Annotated in this window: 16 protein-coding genes; 9 read left to right on the top strand and 7 right to left on the bottom strand. The window is 40.0% G+C overall.

The window, feature by feature from the left end:
• Positions 1-21 precede the first annotated feature (21 nt).
• The gene (gene cyoE / locus NSQ62_RS01750; protein ID WP_341322221.1) at positions 22-918 is read left to right on the top strand and encodes a heme o synthase; all 897 of its coding nucleotides are present in this window, start codon (positions 22-24) and stop codon (positions 916-918) included.
• A 76-nt stretch (positions 919-994) separates the two neighbouring features.
• On the opposite strand, the gene NSQ62_RS01755 is transcribed toward cyoE, so the two are convergent.
• Positions 995-1,588, bottom strand: coding sequence for a TetR/AcrR family transcriptional regulator (locus tag NSQ62_RS01755; protein WP_341322222.1), 594 nt, complete (start codon positions 1,586-1,588; stop codon positions 995-997).
• A 452-nt stretch (positions 1,589-2,040) separates the two neighbouring features.
• Positions 2,041-3,423, bottom strand: a complete 1,383-nt coding sequence (locus NSQ62_RS01760) for a dipeptidase (protein WP_341322223.1) — start codon at positions 3,421-3,423, stop codon at positions 2,041-2,043.
• Between the two features lie 176 nt (positions 3,424-3,599).
• Between NSQ62_RS01760 and NSQ62_RS01765 the strand changes: the two genes are divergently transcribed.
• The 3 genes from NSQ62_RS01765 (at position 3,600) to NSQ62_RS01775 (ending at position 6,426) form a co-directional block, all read left to right on the top strand.
• Positions 3,600-4,154, top strand: coding sequence for a glycerol-3-phosphate acyltransferase (locus NSQ62_RS01765; protein ID WP_341322224.1), 555 nt, complete (start codon positions 3,600-3,602; stop codon positions 4,152-4,154).
• On the top strand, positions 4,141-5,658 hold the full coding sequence (locus NSQ62_RS01770) for an aminotransferase class V-fold PLP-dependent enzyme (RefSeq protein WP_341322225.1): 1,518 nt from the start codon (positions 4,141-4,143) through the stop codon (positions 5,656-5,658). The genes NSQ62_RS01765 and NSQ62_RS01770 overlap by 14 nt, the downstream gene beginning before the upstream one ends.
• Before the next feature lie 219 nt (positions 5,659-5,877).
• On the top strand, positions 5,878-6,426 hold the full coding sequence (locus NSQ62_RS01775) for an RNA polymerase sigma factor (protein ID WP_341322226.1): 549 nt from the start codon (positions 5,878-5,880) through the stop codon (positions 6,424-6,426).
• A gap of 89 nt (positions 6,427-6,515) precedes the next feature.
• On the opposite strand, the gene NSQ62_RS01780 is transcribed toward NSQ62_RS01775, so the two are convergent.
• Both NSQ62_RS01780 and spx read right to left on the bottom strand, forming a co-directional pair.
• Positions 6,516-6,941, bottom strand: a complete 426-nt coding sequence (locus NSQ62_RS01780) for a MarR family transcriptional regulator (RefSeq protein ID WP_341322227.1) — start codon at positions 6,939-6,941, stop codon at positions 6,516-6,518.
• A gap of 26 nt (positions 6,942-6,967) precedes the next feature.
• Positions 6,968-7,369, bottom strand: a complete 402-nt coding sequence (spx, locus tag NSQ62_RS01785) for a transcriptional regulator Spx (RefSeq protein ID WP_341322228.1) — start codon at positions 7,367-7,369, stop codon at positions 6,968-6,970.
• A 493-nt stretch (positions 7,370-7,862) separates the two neighbouring features.
• Here spx and NSQ62_RS01790 point away from each other — a divergent pair, with 493 nt between their 5' ends.
• Complete coding sequence (locus tag NSQ62_RS01790) at positions 7,863-9,320, top strand: carbon starvation CstA family protein (protein WP_341322229.1); 1,458 nt, start codon at positions 7,863-7,865, stop codon at positions 9,318-9,320.
• Between the two features lie 112 nt (positions 9,321-9,432).
• Here the strand turns inward: NSQ62_RS01790 and NSQ62_RS01795 are convergent, their stop codons facing one another.
• The 3 genes from NSQ62_RS01795 to NSQ62_RS01805 form a co-directional block, all read right to left on the bottom strand.
• Positions 9,433-11,013 (bottom strand): ABC-F family ATP-binding cassette domain-containing protein, encoded by a 1,581-nt coding sequence (locus NSQ62_RS01795; protein ID WP_341322230.1) that lies wholly within the window; start codon positions 11,011-11,013, stop codon positions 9,433-9,435.
• Between the two features lie 733 nt (positions 11,014-11,746).
• Positions 11,747-11,932 (bottom strand): SE1832 family protein, encoded by a 186-nt coding sequence (locus tag NSQ62_RS01800; protein ID WP_341322231.1) that lies wholly within the window; start codon positions 11,930-11,932, stop codon positions 11,747-11,749.
• Between the two features lie 69 nt (positions 11,933-12,001).
• The gene (locus NSQ62_RS01805; protein ID WP_341322232.1) at positions 12,002-13,036 is read right to left on the bottom strand and encodes a CMP-N-acetylneuraminic acid synthetase; all 1,035 of its coding nucleotides are present in this window, start codon (positions 13,034-13,036) and stop codon (positions 12,002-12,004) included.
• A 109-nt stretch (positions 13,037-13,145) separates the two neighbouring features.
• On the opposite strand from NSQ62_RS01805, the gene NSQ62_RS01810 reads away from it, so the two are divergent.
• From NSQ62_RS01810 to NSQ62_RS01825, 4 genes are all read left to right on the top strand, one after another.
• Positions 13,146-13,955, top strand: a complete 810-nt coding sequence (locus tag NSQ62_RS01810; RefSeq protein WP_341322233.1) for an NAD(P)H-binding protein — start codon at positions 13,146-13,148, stop codon at positions 13,953-13,955.
• A gap of 124 nt (positions 13,956-14,079) precedes the next feature.
• A complete protein-coding gene (locus tag NSQ62_RS01815) occupies positions 14,080-14,634 on the top strand; it encodes an NADPH-dependent FMN reductase (protein ID WP_341322234.1) in 555 nt (184 codons plus the stop codon).
• A 171-nt stretch (positions 14,635-14,805) separates the two neighbouring features.
• On the top strand, positions 14,806-16,260 hold the full coding sequence (locus NSQ62_RS01820; RefSeq protein WP_341322235.1) for a copper amine oxidase N-terminal domain-containing protein: 1,455 nt from the start codon (positions 14,806-14,808) through the stop codon (positions 16,258-16,260).
• A gap of 237 nt (positions 16,261-16,497) precedes the next feature.
• Positions 16,498-18,090, top strand: a complete 1,593-nt coding sequence (locus tag NSQ62_RS01825) for a M2 family metallopeptidase (protein WP_341322236.1) — start codon at positions 16,498-16,500, stop codon at positions 18,088-18,090.
• Positions 18,091-18,126 lie beyond the last annotated feature (36 nt).

The raw sequence follows: 18,126 nt of genomic DNA on the forward strand, positions 1-18,126 counted from the left end.
GAGGAAGTAGGATTATGAAACATGCAAACGCAATCAAATCGACAGTTGTGGGCGCAAGCTGTAAAAACCGGAATTATTAAATCCAATTTAATTCCGATGATCGCAGCGCTTATGCTCGCCTTATACACATATGAATTAGACTTTATTGAACATATTCCCACTATTATTTTTGCTTTTCTAGGCACGGCTGCCGTCATTGCTGCTGCAGGTGCGTATAATAATGTGTACGACCGAGATATTGACAAAATTATGCCGCGTACAAAATTACGCCCAACGGTAACGGGTCAGTTATCAGCAAAACAGGTATTAGTAACGGCTACCTTATTACTCATTGCTGGTTTAGTATTACTTTACTTCGCAACGCCACTTGCCGCGTTCCTTGGCTTTTTAGGGGTATTTTTCTATGTTGTACCTTACACAATGTGGACAAAACGTCGTACGATTTGGAACACGGAAGTCGGCAGTATTTCAGGCGCAATGCCACCACTTATCGGATGGGCAGCAGTGGCACCGGACATTTGGCATCCAGCCGCATGGGCACTGTTTTTAATTATGGTGATTTGGCAAATGCCACACTTTTACGCCATTGCCATTCGTAAAAAAGAAGACTATGCCGCAGCTAATATTCCGATGCTACCCGTAGTAAAAGGGGAGCGCCGTACGTATATTCAATCAAATATTTACTTAGTGTTACTCATTTTATCGAGCTTTTTATTTTTACCACTTAGCTCAGGCCTGACGATTGTCTCAATCATTTTAGGTATCATTTGGCTCGCAATGAGTATTACCGCTTCTAAGAAAAAAGAACAGAAAAAATGGGCCAATAAAATGTTCGCCTACTCGTTATTCCATATGATGGCTGTGTTCGGCACGGTATTCATCTATGCAACAGTAGGGATGATTTTAAACGCGCTATAAGAAAAGTGCATTCGCGCTCGCCTATACACTGCTATAAAGAAAAGGCATAAATGCATCGCGCATTTATGCCTTGTTTTTATTTTGTTGTAAATTGATCCTCTACTTGTTTTAAGAAAAACGTCCACGCAATATCCAGACGTGTTTGGGAAAGGTAACCGCCACCTGTTAAATGATCCAGACGAATGCCTTGTAAAATAACTAAATACAAGTGTACAAAATGCGTTGCTTGCTCTTCAGTATAGGCCTTGAATGTTTCGGTAGTGTTTAAAAATTCAATAAATTGAACGTTCAGCTTCTCATAGTAGCTTTCAGACTTTTCAAGTAAGACCTCATGTAAATGATGTGGTGGAAAAATAATAAATCGAAATAAAAAATGCGCGCTTGGAATATTTTTTATGCGGTGCGAATGAAATTCAATATAGGCTTTTAATGTAGGAAGTAATGTTTCGTTTGTTAAATGCTTCTTAAAAAAATCTCTCGTTACTTGAATTTCTTCGTGAACACAAGATTCGTAAACCGATAAAAACAAATCGTCCTTACTTTTGTAGTGATTGTAGATAGAAGATTTTTTTATGCCAACATCTTCAATAATGTCAGCGAGTGAAGCGCCTTCATAGCCTCTTTGTGCAAAGAGGATGAGTGCAGCATTTTTAATACGTAGTGATGACACGTTACCCAATTCCTTTCTTAGTTAGGGTGTATAGGATAATAATAAGTACTATATGTAACGACCTTATATGGTAATTATTGTAGATTTTTTGTAAGCTGCCTTTATTATACTAAAAATATTACGAATGAATCAACTGAGTGCTTAAAATTACTCGAAACTAGTAGGTGGGCGGCAATTTTGTAAAAATGGCTAGAAAAGTTGAGAAATTGTGAACAAAAGTTGTGAGCATAATATGACAATGTAGGCAGGCCTCTTTTGTTAGAAAATAGGAGATGCTATGATAAATGCATCAAGTAAAACGCTTGATAATAAGTCTCATACTCTAAAATGCTTATTTTACTCATATTTCGTATACGACTTCGACAACATATAAAACCCCCTATTTTTATATGGTCAACGTACGTGAAAAAAACTCCAACGCTCATGTGGGCATTGGAGTTTTTTATTATTAATTAAAGTTTTAAATCCGCAATTTCATGCATGTAATCGCCAAGTACGCGTAAGCCTTGGTCGAAGTTTTCTAAATGGAAGTGCTCGTTTGGTGCGTGGAAGTTTTCGCTCGAAAGTCCGAAGCCCATTAGCACAACTGGTAAATCTAAAATTTCGTCAAACGCTGCTACGATTGGAATCGAGCCGCCACCGCGTGTGTAAGCTGTTGGTACGTTATATACTTTTTCGTAAGAACGGCCTGCTGCTTGAATAACTGGATGATCGAATGGCGTGATGTATGGTTTTCCTTTGTCAAACTCAGAAACAACCACTTCAACACCAACTGGCTTGTGTTTTTCGATATGTGCTTTCAGTAATGCTACGATTTCTTCTGGGTCTTGGTTTGGTACTAAGCGGCATGTAATTTTTGCGCCTGCTTCAGCCGGTAAAACCGTTTTAATGCCTTCGCCTGAGAACCCACCGAATACACCATTTACTTCTAATGTTGGACGTGCCCACGTTTGCTCTAAGTAAGAGTAGCCCGCTTCGCCGAATAATTCCTTCACGCCCACTTCTTCTTTTAATGCCGCTTCATCAAAGTTAAGATCGCGGTATGCTTGGCGCTCTTCTTCTGATAATGGTAAGACGTTGTCGTAGAAGCCTTCTACTTGAATTGTCCCATGCTCATCACGGAATGACGCTAAAATTTCCGTTAATGCGTGAATTGCGTTTTGCACGCCGCCACCGTATAGGCCTGAGTGTAAATCGCCTTTTGCACCGCGGATATCGATTTGTACGCCTGTTAAACCACGTAAGCCGTAGCATACTGCTGGTTTGCCTTTTGCGTAAAGACCTGTATCGGAAATCACGATTAAGTCTGCTGCTAAGCGTTCTTTGTTGTCTTCTGTATATGCTGGTAATGACGGGCTACCGATTTCTTCTTCGCCCTCGTAAATGAATTTCACGTTTACCGGTAATGTACCTTCTGTTGCAAATAAGGCTTCGATCATTTTTAAGTGCATGAATACTTGGCCTTTGTCGTCAGAAGACCCACGCGCGAATAGCTTGTTGTCGCGGATAGCTGGCTCAAACGGTGGTGTTTCCCATAAGTGTAATGGGTCTACTGGCTGCACGTCATAGTGACCGTAGAATAGGATCGTTGGTTTGCCTTCAGCGTGTAACCACTCACCGTATACAACCGGGTGACCTGCTGTTTGTTCGACTGCTACATTTTCGATGTTTAACGCTTTTAAATGATCTGCTAACCAGTTAGCAGCCGTCGTCATATCGTCTTTATGCTCTGATAAAGCCGAAATGCTTGGAATGCGTAAAAATTCGTTTAATTCTTCTAAGTGACGCGCACGGTGTTCTGTGAAGTAAGCGTCTAATTTTTCTAAGTGACTCATATGAATGGGCCCCTCCTTTTATTTCGATTATGGAAATAAGTATAGCATAACGGTGTAAGTGTTGATAATCTTAGCTTTAGGAAGGGCGCTTTTCGTTTTCAGCACACAAGAAAGGACTGTTTGTACGCAATGTCGAATTGAAACAACATAAAAAACAATTGTAGGAGGGCATAACGGTGCTCTATATCATAATAAGTTATTTATTAGGCACAATTCTGTTCGCCGGGATCGTTGGCAAACTAAAAAAAGTCAATTTACAAAACGAAAACAGCGGTAATCTAGGCGCGCGAAACGCAGGAAGAACACTTGGGAAATGGGCATTTGCTATCGTGGCAGTAGGGGATGCGCTAAAGGGCTTCCTCGTTGTCATAATCGGAAGAGCCCTGGAGTTTTCAGAGCCAACAATTGCGTTCGCTGTAATCGCTGTTACGTTAGGACATTTATATCCGTTTTGGAATAAAGGGCGCGGTGGGAAAGGGGTGGCTACCATTGTCGGAGCAATGCTGGCCTTTTCACCACTATATATCCTCGTATTGTTAGCAAGCTTTCTCGTAAGCATGCTCGCTACGAAAAGTGCCACGCTTAGCATGGTGATTAGCTTTGTACTATACGGTGTGGTGATTTCAATCGTCATGCCGGCTGGAATAATTTTGAGTATCGCGTTAATTTTTGTACTATGGAAGCAACGCAAAAGCATAATGGAAAGAGTGAGGCCACATGTACTGGAGTAAAGTTGCAACAACTGAACAGGAATTTGATGCAATCGCGGCATTAAACTATGAAACATTTGTGGAGGAAATCCCGCAGCACGAACAGAATGCAGACAAGCGCTTAGTCGATAAATTTCACGCTGAAAATACGTATGTCGTTGTTTATAAGCATACCGAAATCATTGGCATGGTCGCGTTCCGTGATCAACGTCCGTTTTCGATTGACCAAAAAATTGGTGCGGTCGAAGGGCATTTAGATGAAGCGTTATGTAAGTATTTATGCGAAATTCGCTTGTTGGCTGTGAAAAAAGCGTACCGAAATGGCCGCGTGTTTACAAAGCTAGCAACGGCGATTTACCGTTATTTCTACGATAAGGGCTATACGGCATGTGTCATTTCAGGGACGGTGCGCCAGGAAAAGCTGTATACCGACATGGGTTATAAACAGTTTGCCCCGGCGGTTGGTGCAAAAGAGGCACGCTATTTGCCGATGGTGTTAACAAGAAAAGATAGCGCCGTGTTTCGCGAGCGTTTGCGTGAAAAAAATGTGGTATTTTACCCAGGTCCAGTAGCACTCGAAAACGAGATGGGGCAATCGGTGTTATCGCATCGCTCCGTGCAGTTTGAGCAGGAGCTGACACAGATGAAACAGGGGCTATGCCAGGTAACAAAAGCACAATGTGTCATTCCGATGCTTGGTAGCGGCACACTCGCAAATGATGCAATGCTTGGCCAATTAAAAAGTGATTTTCCAGAGTCTCGCGGGCTATTTTTATCAAATGGGGAATTTGGCAGTCGCTTAATCAAGCAGGCAGAGCAATGGAATTTGACGTTTGATGCGATTGACTTTGGTTGGGGGCAGCCGTTTTTACTTGAAAAAATCGAGCAGCAGCTTCAAACGAGTAGCTATCACTATCTTGTCTTTGTGCATAGCGAAACGTCAAACAGTGTAATGAACCCGCTCGAACAGCTAGCCGAATTAGCGACGCGCTACGGTGCAGTGTTATGTGCGGATTGTGTCAGCTCATTTGGCGCGGTGGACTTTTCAATGGAGCATGTACATTATGCAACCGCGAGTAGTGGCAAGGCACTTGGAACGATTGCTGGCTTAGCTTTCGTGTTTTGTAAGGAAGCACCGAAGCAGAGTGAGGTACCGCTATATCTGAACTTACCTTATTATGTAGAGAAAAATATTCCGTTTACGCTGCCGCATTTCTTTGTAAAAGCGGTAAATGTAGCATTGCAAGCATATCCAGAGCGTTTTCAAGTCTTACAAAAGCGCGCGGAACTTGTAAGGAATGCGGACTTACCGATTGTCGCAAGTAGTCCGATTATCGCCACGCTGCAGCATGAGGACATACCAAAAATCATTGAGACCTGTGAACTAAACGGCTTTTACCTGCATAGCGACAGTAGCTATTTAAAAGCGCGTCAATCCGCACAAATTAGCACGATTCAGCCAACGTTTGAGCGAGACTTTAAAAAGTTAGTGGAACTATTTTCTACGATAGTGAAAACCTTGTAAGGAAGTAAGAGGTAGAGGTAGCATGAGGTCAGGAAACATGGCACAGTACAAATAATTACGCCGTAGCTTACATCATTGTAAGGTAATTGAAAGCCAATCCGATAGAGTGTAAGTATTTATTTTGGCAAAATAAAGTTAGAAAGTAAGTAAGTAACGATTTGAACTTAAACATAAATTGACTTGACTTTATATAAATAAAATCTATCGGAGGTTTTACAAATGAACGAATTATTAGCCACTATTTATGACGAATACAACCGCTACATTTACCACCTATGCTTAAAATTAACACGTAATCAAAACGAAGCAGAGGATTTAATGCAAGAAGTTTGGGTGAAAGTTGTGCGCTATGAGGATTCGGTCGCACAGGTAGATCATGTGAAAGCTTGGTTAACAACGATTACAATGAACACATTCCGCGACCGCTATCGCAAAAATGTGCGCCGTAGTAAATATATGATGAGTCAACCTGAACAATTAGACGTACCGGTTTTAGATTTGGTTCCCAACAATGACGTTTCTACGGAAGAACTTGTGGAAAAAACGGAAATCACGAAAATCGTCCAAGAAAAAATGGGTCAGCTCGACAACATTTATCAAAAAACATTATGGTATTTCTATGTGGATCAATTTTCACTAGCAGAAATTTCAGAGCTGATGAAAGTTTCGATCGGTACAGTAAAATCTCGTTTATTCCGTGCAAAGGCGCGTTTAAAAGAAATTTTATTAGCTGACAACAGCGCGGCTGAAGCGATTTTACCAGCTTAATTATAAGAACGAAAACGATTGTAGAAAGTTGCAGTCGTTTCTTTTTTTTGGCAAAAAAAATCGATGGAGATTTGATCTCTCCATCGATTTTATAGTTTCGCACATTTTTCAAAAAGCTGTGTTAAGGTTTTGAGCTCATCCTCATTTAACATACCGAAAATATTTTCAAATAGTGTATCAACTTGTTGTTTGGAGCTTTCCAATACGTCGATACCTGCTTGGGTAATATGAATTTGTGAGGCACGACGATCGGTTTCGTGTTGTGTCTTCTCGATGAGGCCGGCTTTTAAAAGCTTCGTCGTTAAAACCGTAACCCCGCCTGTCGTCACTTTTAACTTTTCTGCAATCGCAGAAGGGCGTTTTGGACCCTCTGTATGCAAAAAAGCTAAAATGAAGATATGTGATTTTGAAAACCCCAGTAAATCCTGGCTGTTCCATTGGTTCGCAATCTTGCGCTCGAGTGAAGACATAGTTTCAAATAGAGCAGATAATTGCTCCCGTTTTTGCTCATTCATAAGTGGTCAACTCCAAGAAGTTTTCGCTATTCGACAGCTAGCTTTTGAAGGGCATTCAGTTCAAATGCACGCACCTTACGTGGAATGAAGCGACGGATGTCCATTTCGTTATAGCCGATTTGAATGCGTTTTTCGTCAAGTAAAATAGGGCTACGCAACATACGTGGATGCTGCTGAATTAAATTATAAAGCTCTTGAATGGATAATTGATCGATATCAAGATCTAAATTTTTGAAGTCATTTGAGTTTGTTGCGATAATTTCGTCTGTCCCGTCTTCAGTCATGCTTAAAATATGTTTGAACTCAGCTAATGTTAATGCCTGAGAAGTTGTACGTTTTTCTGTGTAAACGATGTCGTTTTCGTTTAACCATTTTAGTGCTTTACGTGATGAAGAACAGCTTGATTGTGTATAAATTGTAACTGTCATAATATATTTCCTCGCTTCCCATAATTAAAATATTTAGGTGATAGCTTAGTTGTAAGACATTTGTTTATATGAATATCTTACCAGTAAGCTACTTGTATTGCAATATGTTTTTCACTGGTTTACTTTTCCATTATTTGTTTACCCACTCTTCTAATAAAATATACGTCTGTGCTAGTGAAAAGTTTCGGATTTTATATTACAGTTTTGTAAAGATACGATGACAGCATGATATATTCGTATAAATTGTTGCCTATTTTATTTGCGACGTAATTAAAGTAACAGGAGCATGTCATTCGCGTGGGGGATAAAGCATAGTCTTTATATAGTATGAACTGAGCTGAAAGGTTATCGGGTTAATTCTATTAATACCCATTTAGTGATGTAATGTAGAAAACTCGTTCTTTAGTTAGAATTTTCAGATAAATTATTGATATTCTTCTAATCTAATGGTAATTTTAAAATGTATTAATCTCAAAACAAGGGGGATGAGGGAATGATTACATTTTTAGTATCGATTGTGTTACTTATCGTAGGGTACTTCACATACGGAAAGTACGTCGAGAAGGTGTTTGGACATAATGAAAAGCGTCCAACGCCTGCTTATGTAAACCAGGATGGGGTTGACTATGTACCAATGTCGACACCGAAGAATTCATTAATTCAGCTGCTGAATATTGCAGGAACTGGGCCAGTATTTGGTCCAATTGCCGGTGCATTATACGGGCCAGCTGCATTTATTTGGATTGTGGTCGGCTGTATATTTGCTGGTGCCGTGCATGACTATTTAACGGGGATGATTTCAATCCGTAATAAAGGCGCGCATTTACCAGCACTTGCTTCAAAGTATTTAGGGGTGGCGATGAAGCATGTCGTTAATATTTTTGCGCTATTATTATTACTTTTAGTAGGGACGGTATTCGTGACATCACCAGCGATGCTCATTAGTAATTTATTTGATGGAAAAGTGGCACTTGCTGTTATTGTTGGTGTTATCTTTGCTTATTATATTTTTGCAACGTTACTACCGATTGATAAAATTATCGGGCGTCTTTACCCATATTTCGGTGCGTTGTTAATTTTCTCTGCGTTAGGTATTGGGGTAGTGCTTGTGTTTACAGGTGCACCGATTCCAGAGCTATCATTTGAAAACATGCATCCGGGCTTATTACCAATTTTCCCAATGCTGTTCTTTACGATTACATGTGGGGCGCTTTCAGGCTTCCATGCAACGCAAACGCCGATTATTTCGCGTACAACGCAAAAAGAAGGGCAAGGGCGTAAAATTTTCTATGGCATGATGATCGCAGAGGGGATTATTGCGATGATTTGGGCAGCTGCGGCAATGAGTATTTTCAACGGGCCAGTAGGTCTAAACGAAATACTTGCAGCAGGTGGTCCTGCAGGAGTTGTAAGTGAAATTTCAATTGCGACATTAGGTGCTGTTGGAGGTACATTAGCGATTTTAGGTGTTGTTGTGTTACCAATTACGTCAGGGGATACAGCATTCCGTGCAGCACGTATGATTATTGCAGATTACTTCAAGTTCTCACAAGCAAAAATTTTAAGTCGTTTATGGATTGCAATTCCATTATTCGTCCTATCATTTGCCTTAACAAGAATTGATTTTAATATTTTATGGCGTTATTTCTCTTGGGCAAACGGTGTAACCGCTGTCATTGCACTGTGGGTCGGGGCGATGTACTTGTTCTTGAAAAAGAGCAATCACTGGATCGCAACCGTACCGGCTACATTCATGACGTCGATGGTATTTGTTTATATTATTTATGAGCCGACAATGGGCTTTGGGATGGGGCTAACAGAGTCGTACATTCTCGGAACGGTGGCGACACTTATTATCGTAGCTATGTTCTTTGCCACAGCCTTTAAAAAGCGCGGAACCAACTTCCTGTTAGACGAGGATGTTTCTGGCTATAAAGTACACGAAGGCTAACAAACATAGTCATATGTAGGGGACTCGACCTCCTGCATATGACTTTTTTTATTTGAGAATTAGGTAAAAAAACGCTACTCCCTATGACTAGGAAATAGCGTTTTATCAAAGCTTATTTAAATTCGTTTAACTCTTTTGTTTCACGCGTTGTGAACCAATCTTGTACGTTCCAGATCTTTGTCACTAAACCTTCATAGAATTCAGGTTCATGCGATACAAGAACGATTGTGCCTTTGAATTCCTTCATTGCACGTTTTAATTCCTCTTTTGCAGTAACGTCTAAGTGATTTGTAGGTTCGTCAAAGATTAACCAGTTTGTTTGGTCCATCATTAATTTACATAAACGAACTTTCGCTTGCTCACCACCAGAAAGTGAGTTCAGTGGACGTGTGATATGGTCTGTTTTTAGACCAGCGCGTGCTAAAGCCGCACGAACTTGCGCTTGTTCCATAGAAGGGAACGCGTTCCATACATCGTCGATTGGTGTAATTTTGTCTGCTTTTACTTCTTGCTCGAAGTAAGACGGCTCTAAGTATTCACCTAAATAGAATTTTCCATCTAACGGCTGTACTTTACCAAGCATTGTTTTTAGTAGCGTCGATTTACCGACACCGTTCATCCCAACAAGGGCAATTTTTTCACCGCGCTCGATTTGGAATGTTAATGGTGGTAATAACGGTTTTTCTTTGTCATAACCGATCACTAAGTTTTCAGCTTCCACGACATAACGGCCTGGTGTACGCGCTTCTTTAAAGCTGAACTCAGGTTTTACAGCTGTTTCAGGGCGGTCAATACGCTCCATGCGGTCTAATTGCTTCGCACGTGATTTCGCACGGCCACTTGTTGAATAACGTGCCTTGTTACGGTTAATGAAATCTTCTTGCTGTTTAATGAATTCTTGCTGCTTTTCGTACGCATCGATATGTTGACGCTTGTTGATTTCCGCAAGTTCGATGAATTTTTCGTATGTCGCTGTGTAGCGCGTCATTTTTGCGAATTCTAAGTGTAGGATTACATCTACAACATCATTCATGAATTCCGTATCATGCGAAATTAATAGGAACGCGTATGGGTAGTTTTTTAAGTAGTTCTTTAACCACGTTACATGCTCTTCGTCTAGATAGTTGGTAGGCTCATCTAGTAATAATACTTTTGGCTTTTCAAGTAAAAGCTTCGCCAGTAACACTTTTGTGCGTTGACCACCAGAAAGGGCTGCTACGTCACGGTCTAAACCAATTGCATCTAAGCCTAAGCCGCGTGCGATATCATCGATTTTCATATCTAAGTTATAGAAATCACCTGCATCAAGTGCATCTTGAATTTCTGACATTTCTTCTAATAATTTGTCGTAATCTGCATCGGGCTCTGCAAGCTCAGCCGAAATTTCGTTTAAGCGTGCTTCTTTTTGGTACAGTGGTAAAAACGCATCACTTAACGCATCGCGCATTGAGCGGCCTGTAGTTAATACTGTGTGCTGATCTAGGTAACCATAATGCGTGCCTGGTAACCACTCGACTTTACCTTCGTCGTGAATTTGTTGTCCTGTCAGAATGCCCATTAATGTTGATTTCCCAACACCGTTTGCGCCGACTAAGCCGATGTGATCGCCTTCGACTAAGCGGAATGAAACATCTTTAAATAACGTGCGGTCACCAAATGAATGACCTAAATTTTCAACTGTTAAAATTGCCATATACTAATCCTCCGAGTGTTTTTATATAATTTATTCTTTTAGAAAGTGTTATTTTAATACAATCCGTTCTGCTGCGCTGCGGGGAGAGCGCGTTGATTGGGATTGATTTTAGCCCCAAGTCCGTTGTACTGCGTTGCGGCGGACGCTTTTCTGAGGGCGTGGCTGCAACTAAATGTATTGTGCCTCTTACGACGGCACAATACATTGGATTTTCCGCGCACGCTAATCCTCTAGAAGTCGCCGCCTCCACTCCGTACAACTCTTTTCATTGAAGCAGATCTATCTAATAATCCATCCTTTGCTTCGCGCCACTCAACTTTAGTATAAAGTGAGCTTTTAGAAAAAGTATTACTAATAAATAATTCTCTACTAATAGAGAGCATTGATTCAAAGCATACTCAATTAAGAAGGAATAACTTCTACCATCCGAGAGGCCTGCTCCTGTCGCTACGCTTTCGTCGCAAAGGAACAATCAAATCACAAGGCATTTGATTGTTCCTTGCCTCGCGATAGCGCAAGCGGCTTGATTTCACGCTCTTTACTTTATGACGAGGAAGAAATGATGGATTGGTGGGCATCGCAAACGGCATAAAAGACAGTCGTAAAGACACGTACAACGTGGCTTGTAGGCTGTAATGCCGTAGCCCACCAATAAATAAAGCAACTTCTATTAGAAAAGCCAGCCTGTGTTTTTGCTTTCGCTATATATTTCCTCAAAAAAAACTCGCAGGCATTATAGTGCTGCGAGCTGTTTATTTAGTTCTGCGAGCCTTGCTTCCATATTCTCTAGACGTGTTACCGCCTGCTTCACTGAATCTGCATGGCCTACTGACTCTAATTTTTCTGTATCGCCTTGAAGATTGATGTAATCCATCTTCAGCTCGGCAATTTCTTGCTGTAATTGGCTCTTTGTTAACATCGATGTTTGCTCCTTTAACTAACAAAATTCATCTTTTTGTATTGTAACATAATGCGTTTAGTTTTTTCACTACATGTGCGCAAGATTATGACGAGAATATGCTAAATCGAGCAGTAAATTTTTCAAAATATCATTGTTCGTCAAGATTTCTAAGGCACGCTGTTTACGGACAGCGCGTTCGCGGCGGGATTCGTGCAGTAAAAGTTCCATCACCGCATTTTGTAAAATTGACTGCTTCATTTTTCGACCAAGACCGATATGAATAAATCCGTTCATTTCACGGGCAAAGGTATAGTTTAATTCTTGTTCTTGTTGGGCAGTTGTAATACAAGGGATTCCGGCTGTTGCAACTTTGTAAGGTGTGTAATTGGCGTTGCAAATGATGAGGTCAGCATCTGGCATGAGATGGAGTAGGGCATCGGCGCGCTTGACGATTTCTGTATTGCGGCGGCTGAGTGCCATGAGCTTAAGGCTGTCCAAATCGTGCTTGTAATCGTCATCAATCGCTATCGAAATTTTGAGTGGGATATGGAGCTGCGTAAGGTGGCGTAATGTGCGGTACGTTAGATTATTGGCATCCCCGTCCTCAAAAGCGACGACGATGTGTGGAAGCTCTTGTTTAATAGAACAATCGGACGAATCGTAAATGGCCTGTGCCGTTTGCTCTAAGTTTGGTGGTACGGCAAATGCGTAGCTGCCTGCAAGTTCTTGCGGTAATGATTCCTCGTGGGGCTCACCAAAGAGCGCGATAATATGGCAATCGACCAGCTGTACACCCATGCCGAAATCGTCGAAATGAACAATCGTTTGGCAGTAGGGGCGAATCATTTCAATTTGATCAAGCTGCGTATCTTTACCGTCATGGACAATTAAATCCGGTTCCAGCTCGCGAATTTTCTTTTTTAACTCTATAAAACGATCAAATAACACGATCGTTAATTTCGTCGTGGCTAACTTATCAATTAATGCTTGATTGTCGGTTTTGACAAACAAAAAGACACTTTCCTCCTGCAGCAAATTTGCTAAGGTCACGGCGCGTTCGATTGGATACGAGCCTTTTGTGTCACAGTGCTCGACAATCCAAATGATTCTTTTTTTGTGCAATTTAATCCCATCCTTTCCACTATCCCTATAAAATATGGTGGAAAAACCGAAATTATGAATAAGGGTGTTATTTTCCATACATATACTGTGAAAAAATGAGGGATATTAAATGAAGGCGATGCGTTCAGCTTTAGTAGTAGGCGCGACAGGATTAGTCGGCTCTAAATTAGTAAAACTATTGTGCGATAGCGATGAGTACGTAGCGGTCAATGTCATTTCAAGAAGGCCAATTGATTATTTTCATCCGAAGTTAATCGTGACGTTGCGTGAATTTGATCAAATTGCTGATAGTGATATTGAATTTGCGCATGAAGTATTTTGTTGCTTAGGCACAACGATGAAAAAAGCAGGCTCCAAGGAACAATTCGAAAAGGTCGATTTTGAATATCCAATGACGATTGCGGCACTGGCAAAAAATCGAGGGATTGGGCATTTCATTGTCATTTCTGCAATGGGGGCGAATGAAAAGGCGCTCGCATATTATAGTAGAGTGAAGGGCAAATTAGAAAAAGCGCTCACAAATATGGATTTCCCGCAGTTGTCTATTGTACGCCCATCGCTCATTACAGGGGAGCGCGGCGAGTTTCGTTTCGGTGAAGCGTTCGGTGCAAAGGCGCTGAAGGTCGTGAATCCGTTACTTGTCGGCCCATTGAAAAAGGTGCGCTCGATTCCAGCACAGCAAATTGCGCTGGCGATGAAGGTCATTGCACTACATGGTAAAAAGCAAAAGGTGACGATTTATAAATCGGATGAACTCCTCACGCTGAAAATGCCGATTGTCGAAAAAAACGAAGAACAACTGGCCAATCAAGAGGTGCTGTTTAACTGGGACAAGTTAAAAGAAGAGGAATTCCCACCAGTGGATGATGAGGTTGTCTTTGATCGCAGTAAAATCAAAGAAGTTGAGCCACGGGACTAATTGTATTGCACAATAACAACTTCCGACGAAAGACTGAATTTTTCTTGTTACAAGCAACTAGGTGTTATCAAAATCCGTTATTCTGATACAATAAAGGCACAATGAGTTACATGGAGGAACAACAATGAAAATTTTACTTGTCGATGGGACAATTTTTGGACGTAAAACCGGTGTTCTTTTAGAACAGGTTCAACAATATATCACCGCTTTCAATCCGGATTTAGAGCTTGAAATTTTATATTTTTCAAAATTACAGCACCAAATTTTAGACGGTAGCCCGCTAAATGATGATATGAAAAAGATGATTCAAAAATTTGAAGAAGCGGATGCGTACATTTTCGCTTCACCCATTTTCCAAGCATCGATTCCAGGCGTATTAAAAAATGCGTTTGATATGATTCCACCAAAAGCAATGCGCTACAAGCCAGCAGCCATTATCGGCAACGGTGGTACGTATCAGCACCATTTAGTATTAGAAAACCAATTACGCCCAATCTTAGATTACTTCCGTTGCCTTGTGACACCAAACTACGTGTACACGCATGCGGATCATTTCGATAAAGACAACAAAATTACAGATGAAGACGTACACAACCGTCTACGCGAATTAGCGCGCGTGTTCGTACAATACTGTGAAATGACAAAGACATTGTCGAAGGAAGCAGTCGATATTCAGTAATATTAAACAACCCTGAAATGATGATTTTCATTCCAGGGTTGTTTTTTAGTAGTTGAAAAGTAATGTTATTCTTCCCATTTAAACATTATTATCTTTTTTATCCACACCTATGTAGAAATAAAAGTATTATTTTTTTAAACTACCTATAGTTTAATTTAAGGAGTGAATTTTTTGAAAAAGCATTTTTTTAGTTTTTTAAGTGCAATCATTATATTGATTGGACTATCGGTAAACGTAGAAGCGGCAGATTACGTTTACTTAGAGCCAGGTAGTAATTATTCAGATACATTGACATCATCTAAGGATGTTCATTGGTATACATTTAATACCACCGAAGACAATAGTGATATTAGAGTTTATCTTTCGAATACAACAGCACCGATGTATTTTGAAATTTACAACAGCGATATGAAGCGTATAGATTATTCTTTAACGTCTTATCTTAGCTCTTTAAAGGCGGATACATACTACATTAAGGTTTATCCTTCAGGTTGGGGAAATAGTTATTCAAAAGGGACTTATGAAATTGTAACAACGTACTGGAATGGGAAAGTAAATCATGATACAACAACCCATGAACCAAATGATACAAGAGAAATGGCCTTTAACCTGACTTCAGGTAAAAAGGAATCATCATTAATCTCTAATGCTCTAGATTATGATTTCTACAAATTTACGACAAATATTGATAACGGTGATGTCTACGTTTACCTATCAAATACAACAGCGCCTGCCTATTTTTCAATTTATGATAGCAATAAAAAACGACTAGATTATTCATTAACATCATATTTTGCAAAATTAAAAGCCGGCACTTATTATATTCAGGTTCACTCTACTAGCTGGTCAAATGTCTATACTCTTGGAACATATGATATTAAGGCTACTTATTCAACACCTACAGTGAAACAAGATACAACAACATTTGAACCAAATGATACAAGAGAAAACGCATTTCCGTTAAAATCCGGCGTTTCATTAGCATCTACGTTAGAAAATAAAAGTGATTATGATTATTATGAAATTAACTTAACGAAGGCCGGTAATATTAACGTAGGTTTAACGAATACAACAGCACCTACCTATTTTGCAATATACGATAGCAATAAAAGCCGTTTAGATTATTCACTTACGTCTTTTTCTAGACAATTGGCTGCAGGGAAGTATTATATTTTAGTTCATTCAAATAACTGGGCTAATCAATATTCAAAAGGAAATTACACATTAACAGCAAGTTATCCAAATGTAGATAAGAAAATTGAACCGATTACTCTATATTTAAATAGCAAAAAAGCGTTAATAAATGGGAAATCAAAAACATTAGCGGTTGCACCATTCACAAAACAAGAAACAACGCTTGTACCACTACGCTTTGTAAGTGAAGAGCTGGGTGCAAAAGTTCAATGGGATAGCCAAAACGGTCGTATTACAGTGTTACTTGATGGAACAAAAATCGTTTTAACAACAACGAGCCATTATGTAGAAGTAAATGGCTACAGCAAACGTCTTCAAGTAAAGCCTGAAATCATTAACGGTACAACGTTTGTACCACTACGTTTTGTAAGTGAAGAGCTTGGTAAATCTGTGCAATGGAATGCGAAAAACGGTAGCATTACCATTAAGTAAGAGCAAAATTTGATACAAACGGAATTAAAAAACTCCTTATGCTACTTCATGGCATAAGGAGTTTTTGGTTAAGGACATTCAAGAGATGGAGGCAACGGGTGATAAGCTACTTGTCACAAATTGATCCTGATTTCAGCACCCCATACTTTTAAAATTTAAAAGGTTTAAGAATATCTTTAACGAATTTTTAATAATGTATCTATGGTGATACTTTACTAGAGAGAGGTAGCGATATGCATGGAAACACTACAAACATTTCTAAAAGATTTCGACGACCAAATGCGAGCATTATACAAGGCTGCGGCTGAAGCAAACTGGATGGTCCAAACAACGGGAGACCCTGAATGGGCAACTAAATTAGGTGAAGCTGAAACTAGATACAATCTGTTATTCTCTTCAAAAGATCTATACGAGAAAACAAAAAACTTTCTAGCAACGGAAGACGTAACGGAAATTGAAAAACGTCAGCTTCAACTGTTACTCAGCGAAATGGAAGGGAACCAACTCCCTGAAGAAATGATTGCAGATTTAGCAAACCGCGCTGCTGAACTAAATTTATTATTTAACACTTACTCACCTAAAGTCGATGGGAAGAACTATTCTGCCAATGAAATTCGAGAGGTATTAATGTATAGTGATGACCTAGAATTACGCAAAAAGGTATGGTTTGCTAGTAAGGAAGTAGGGAAAGTCGTAGAAAAAGATTTGCTTGAGCTTGTTAAGAAGCGCAATGAGGCTGCACAACTACTCGGGTTTGATAACCATCATCAAATGGGATTTGCACTTCAAGAACTTGACCGTGATGAGGTATTCGCTATTTTCAATGAACTCATTGCTCAATCAGATGAAGCTTACCGCTCGATGAAGAAGGAACTAGATGAACGTTTAGCAACTAAATTCGGGATTAATCCAGAGGAGATACGTCCTTGGCATTATGTTGATCCCTTTTTCCAAGAGGTGCCACCATCTGATTCAACCAATCTAGACCCTTTTTATGAAGGGAAGGATATTCTAGAGCTTACTACCGATACGTTTAACTCAATGGGTATCGAAGTTGACGACCTCTATGCAAAGAGCGATTTGTTTCCTGGAGAAAAGAAAAATCCAACTGCCTTTTGCGCGGATATGGACCGCGAAGGTGACGTTCGAGTCCTTTGTAACATAGAGGAAGATGCATATTGGATGGAAACGAACCTGCATGAATTTGGCCATGCTGCTTATTTCAAATATGTAGACGCTAGCTTGCCATTCGGATTACGCACGCCAAGCCATATTTTAACGACAGAATCAATCGCGATGTTATTCGGAAAAATGGGCAAAGATCCACGTTGGTTAAAACGCTTCTTGCAGGTGGATGAAGCAACCGTAACTGCACTGGTTCCCGAATTAGAAAAGTACCAACAATTACAAATGCTTATAGCAGTTAGATGGATTGTTACCTTTGTCTTTTTTGAAAAAGAACTGTACGAAAATCCCAATCAAGATTTAAATGCTTTATGGTGGAAAACTGTAAATGAAATTCAGCTAGTCACGCCTCCAGATTCAACTGAGAATCCTGATTGGGCAGCAAAGATTCATTTTACACTTGCACCTGTTTACTATCAAAATTATCTCCTTGGTGAATTAATGGCCGCACAGCTTCTTCGTCATATTGAAACAGAGATTTCTCCTGAATTTTTCACAAAAGAAACAGGGGAGATGCTCATCAATCAATTCTTCAAACCAGCTGCTCGCTATAACTGGAATGAAAAAATTAGCATGATAACGGGTGAAAAATTAAATCCTGCGCACTTTGTTGAGGTTTATTGTAAAACGCGAAGGCTCGTTTAGGTCCAGGTTATAAATGCAACAAATATACCTCTTGAA

This window comes from Solibacillus sp. FSL H8-0523 (assembly GCF_038051985.1).
GTDB lineage: Bacteria > Bacillota > Bacilli > Bacillales_A > Planococcaceae > Solibacillus.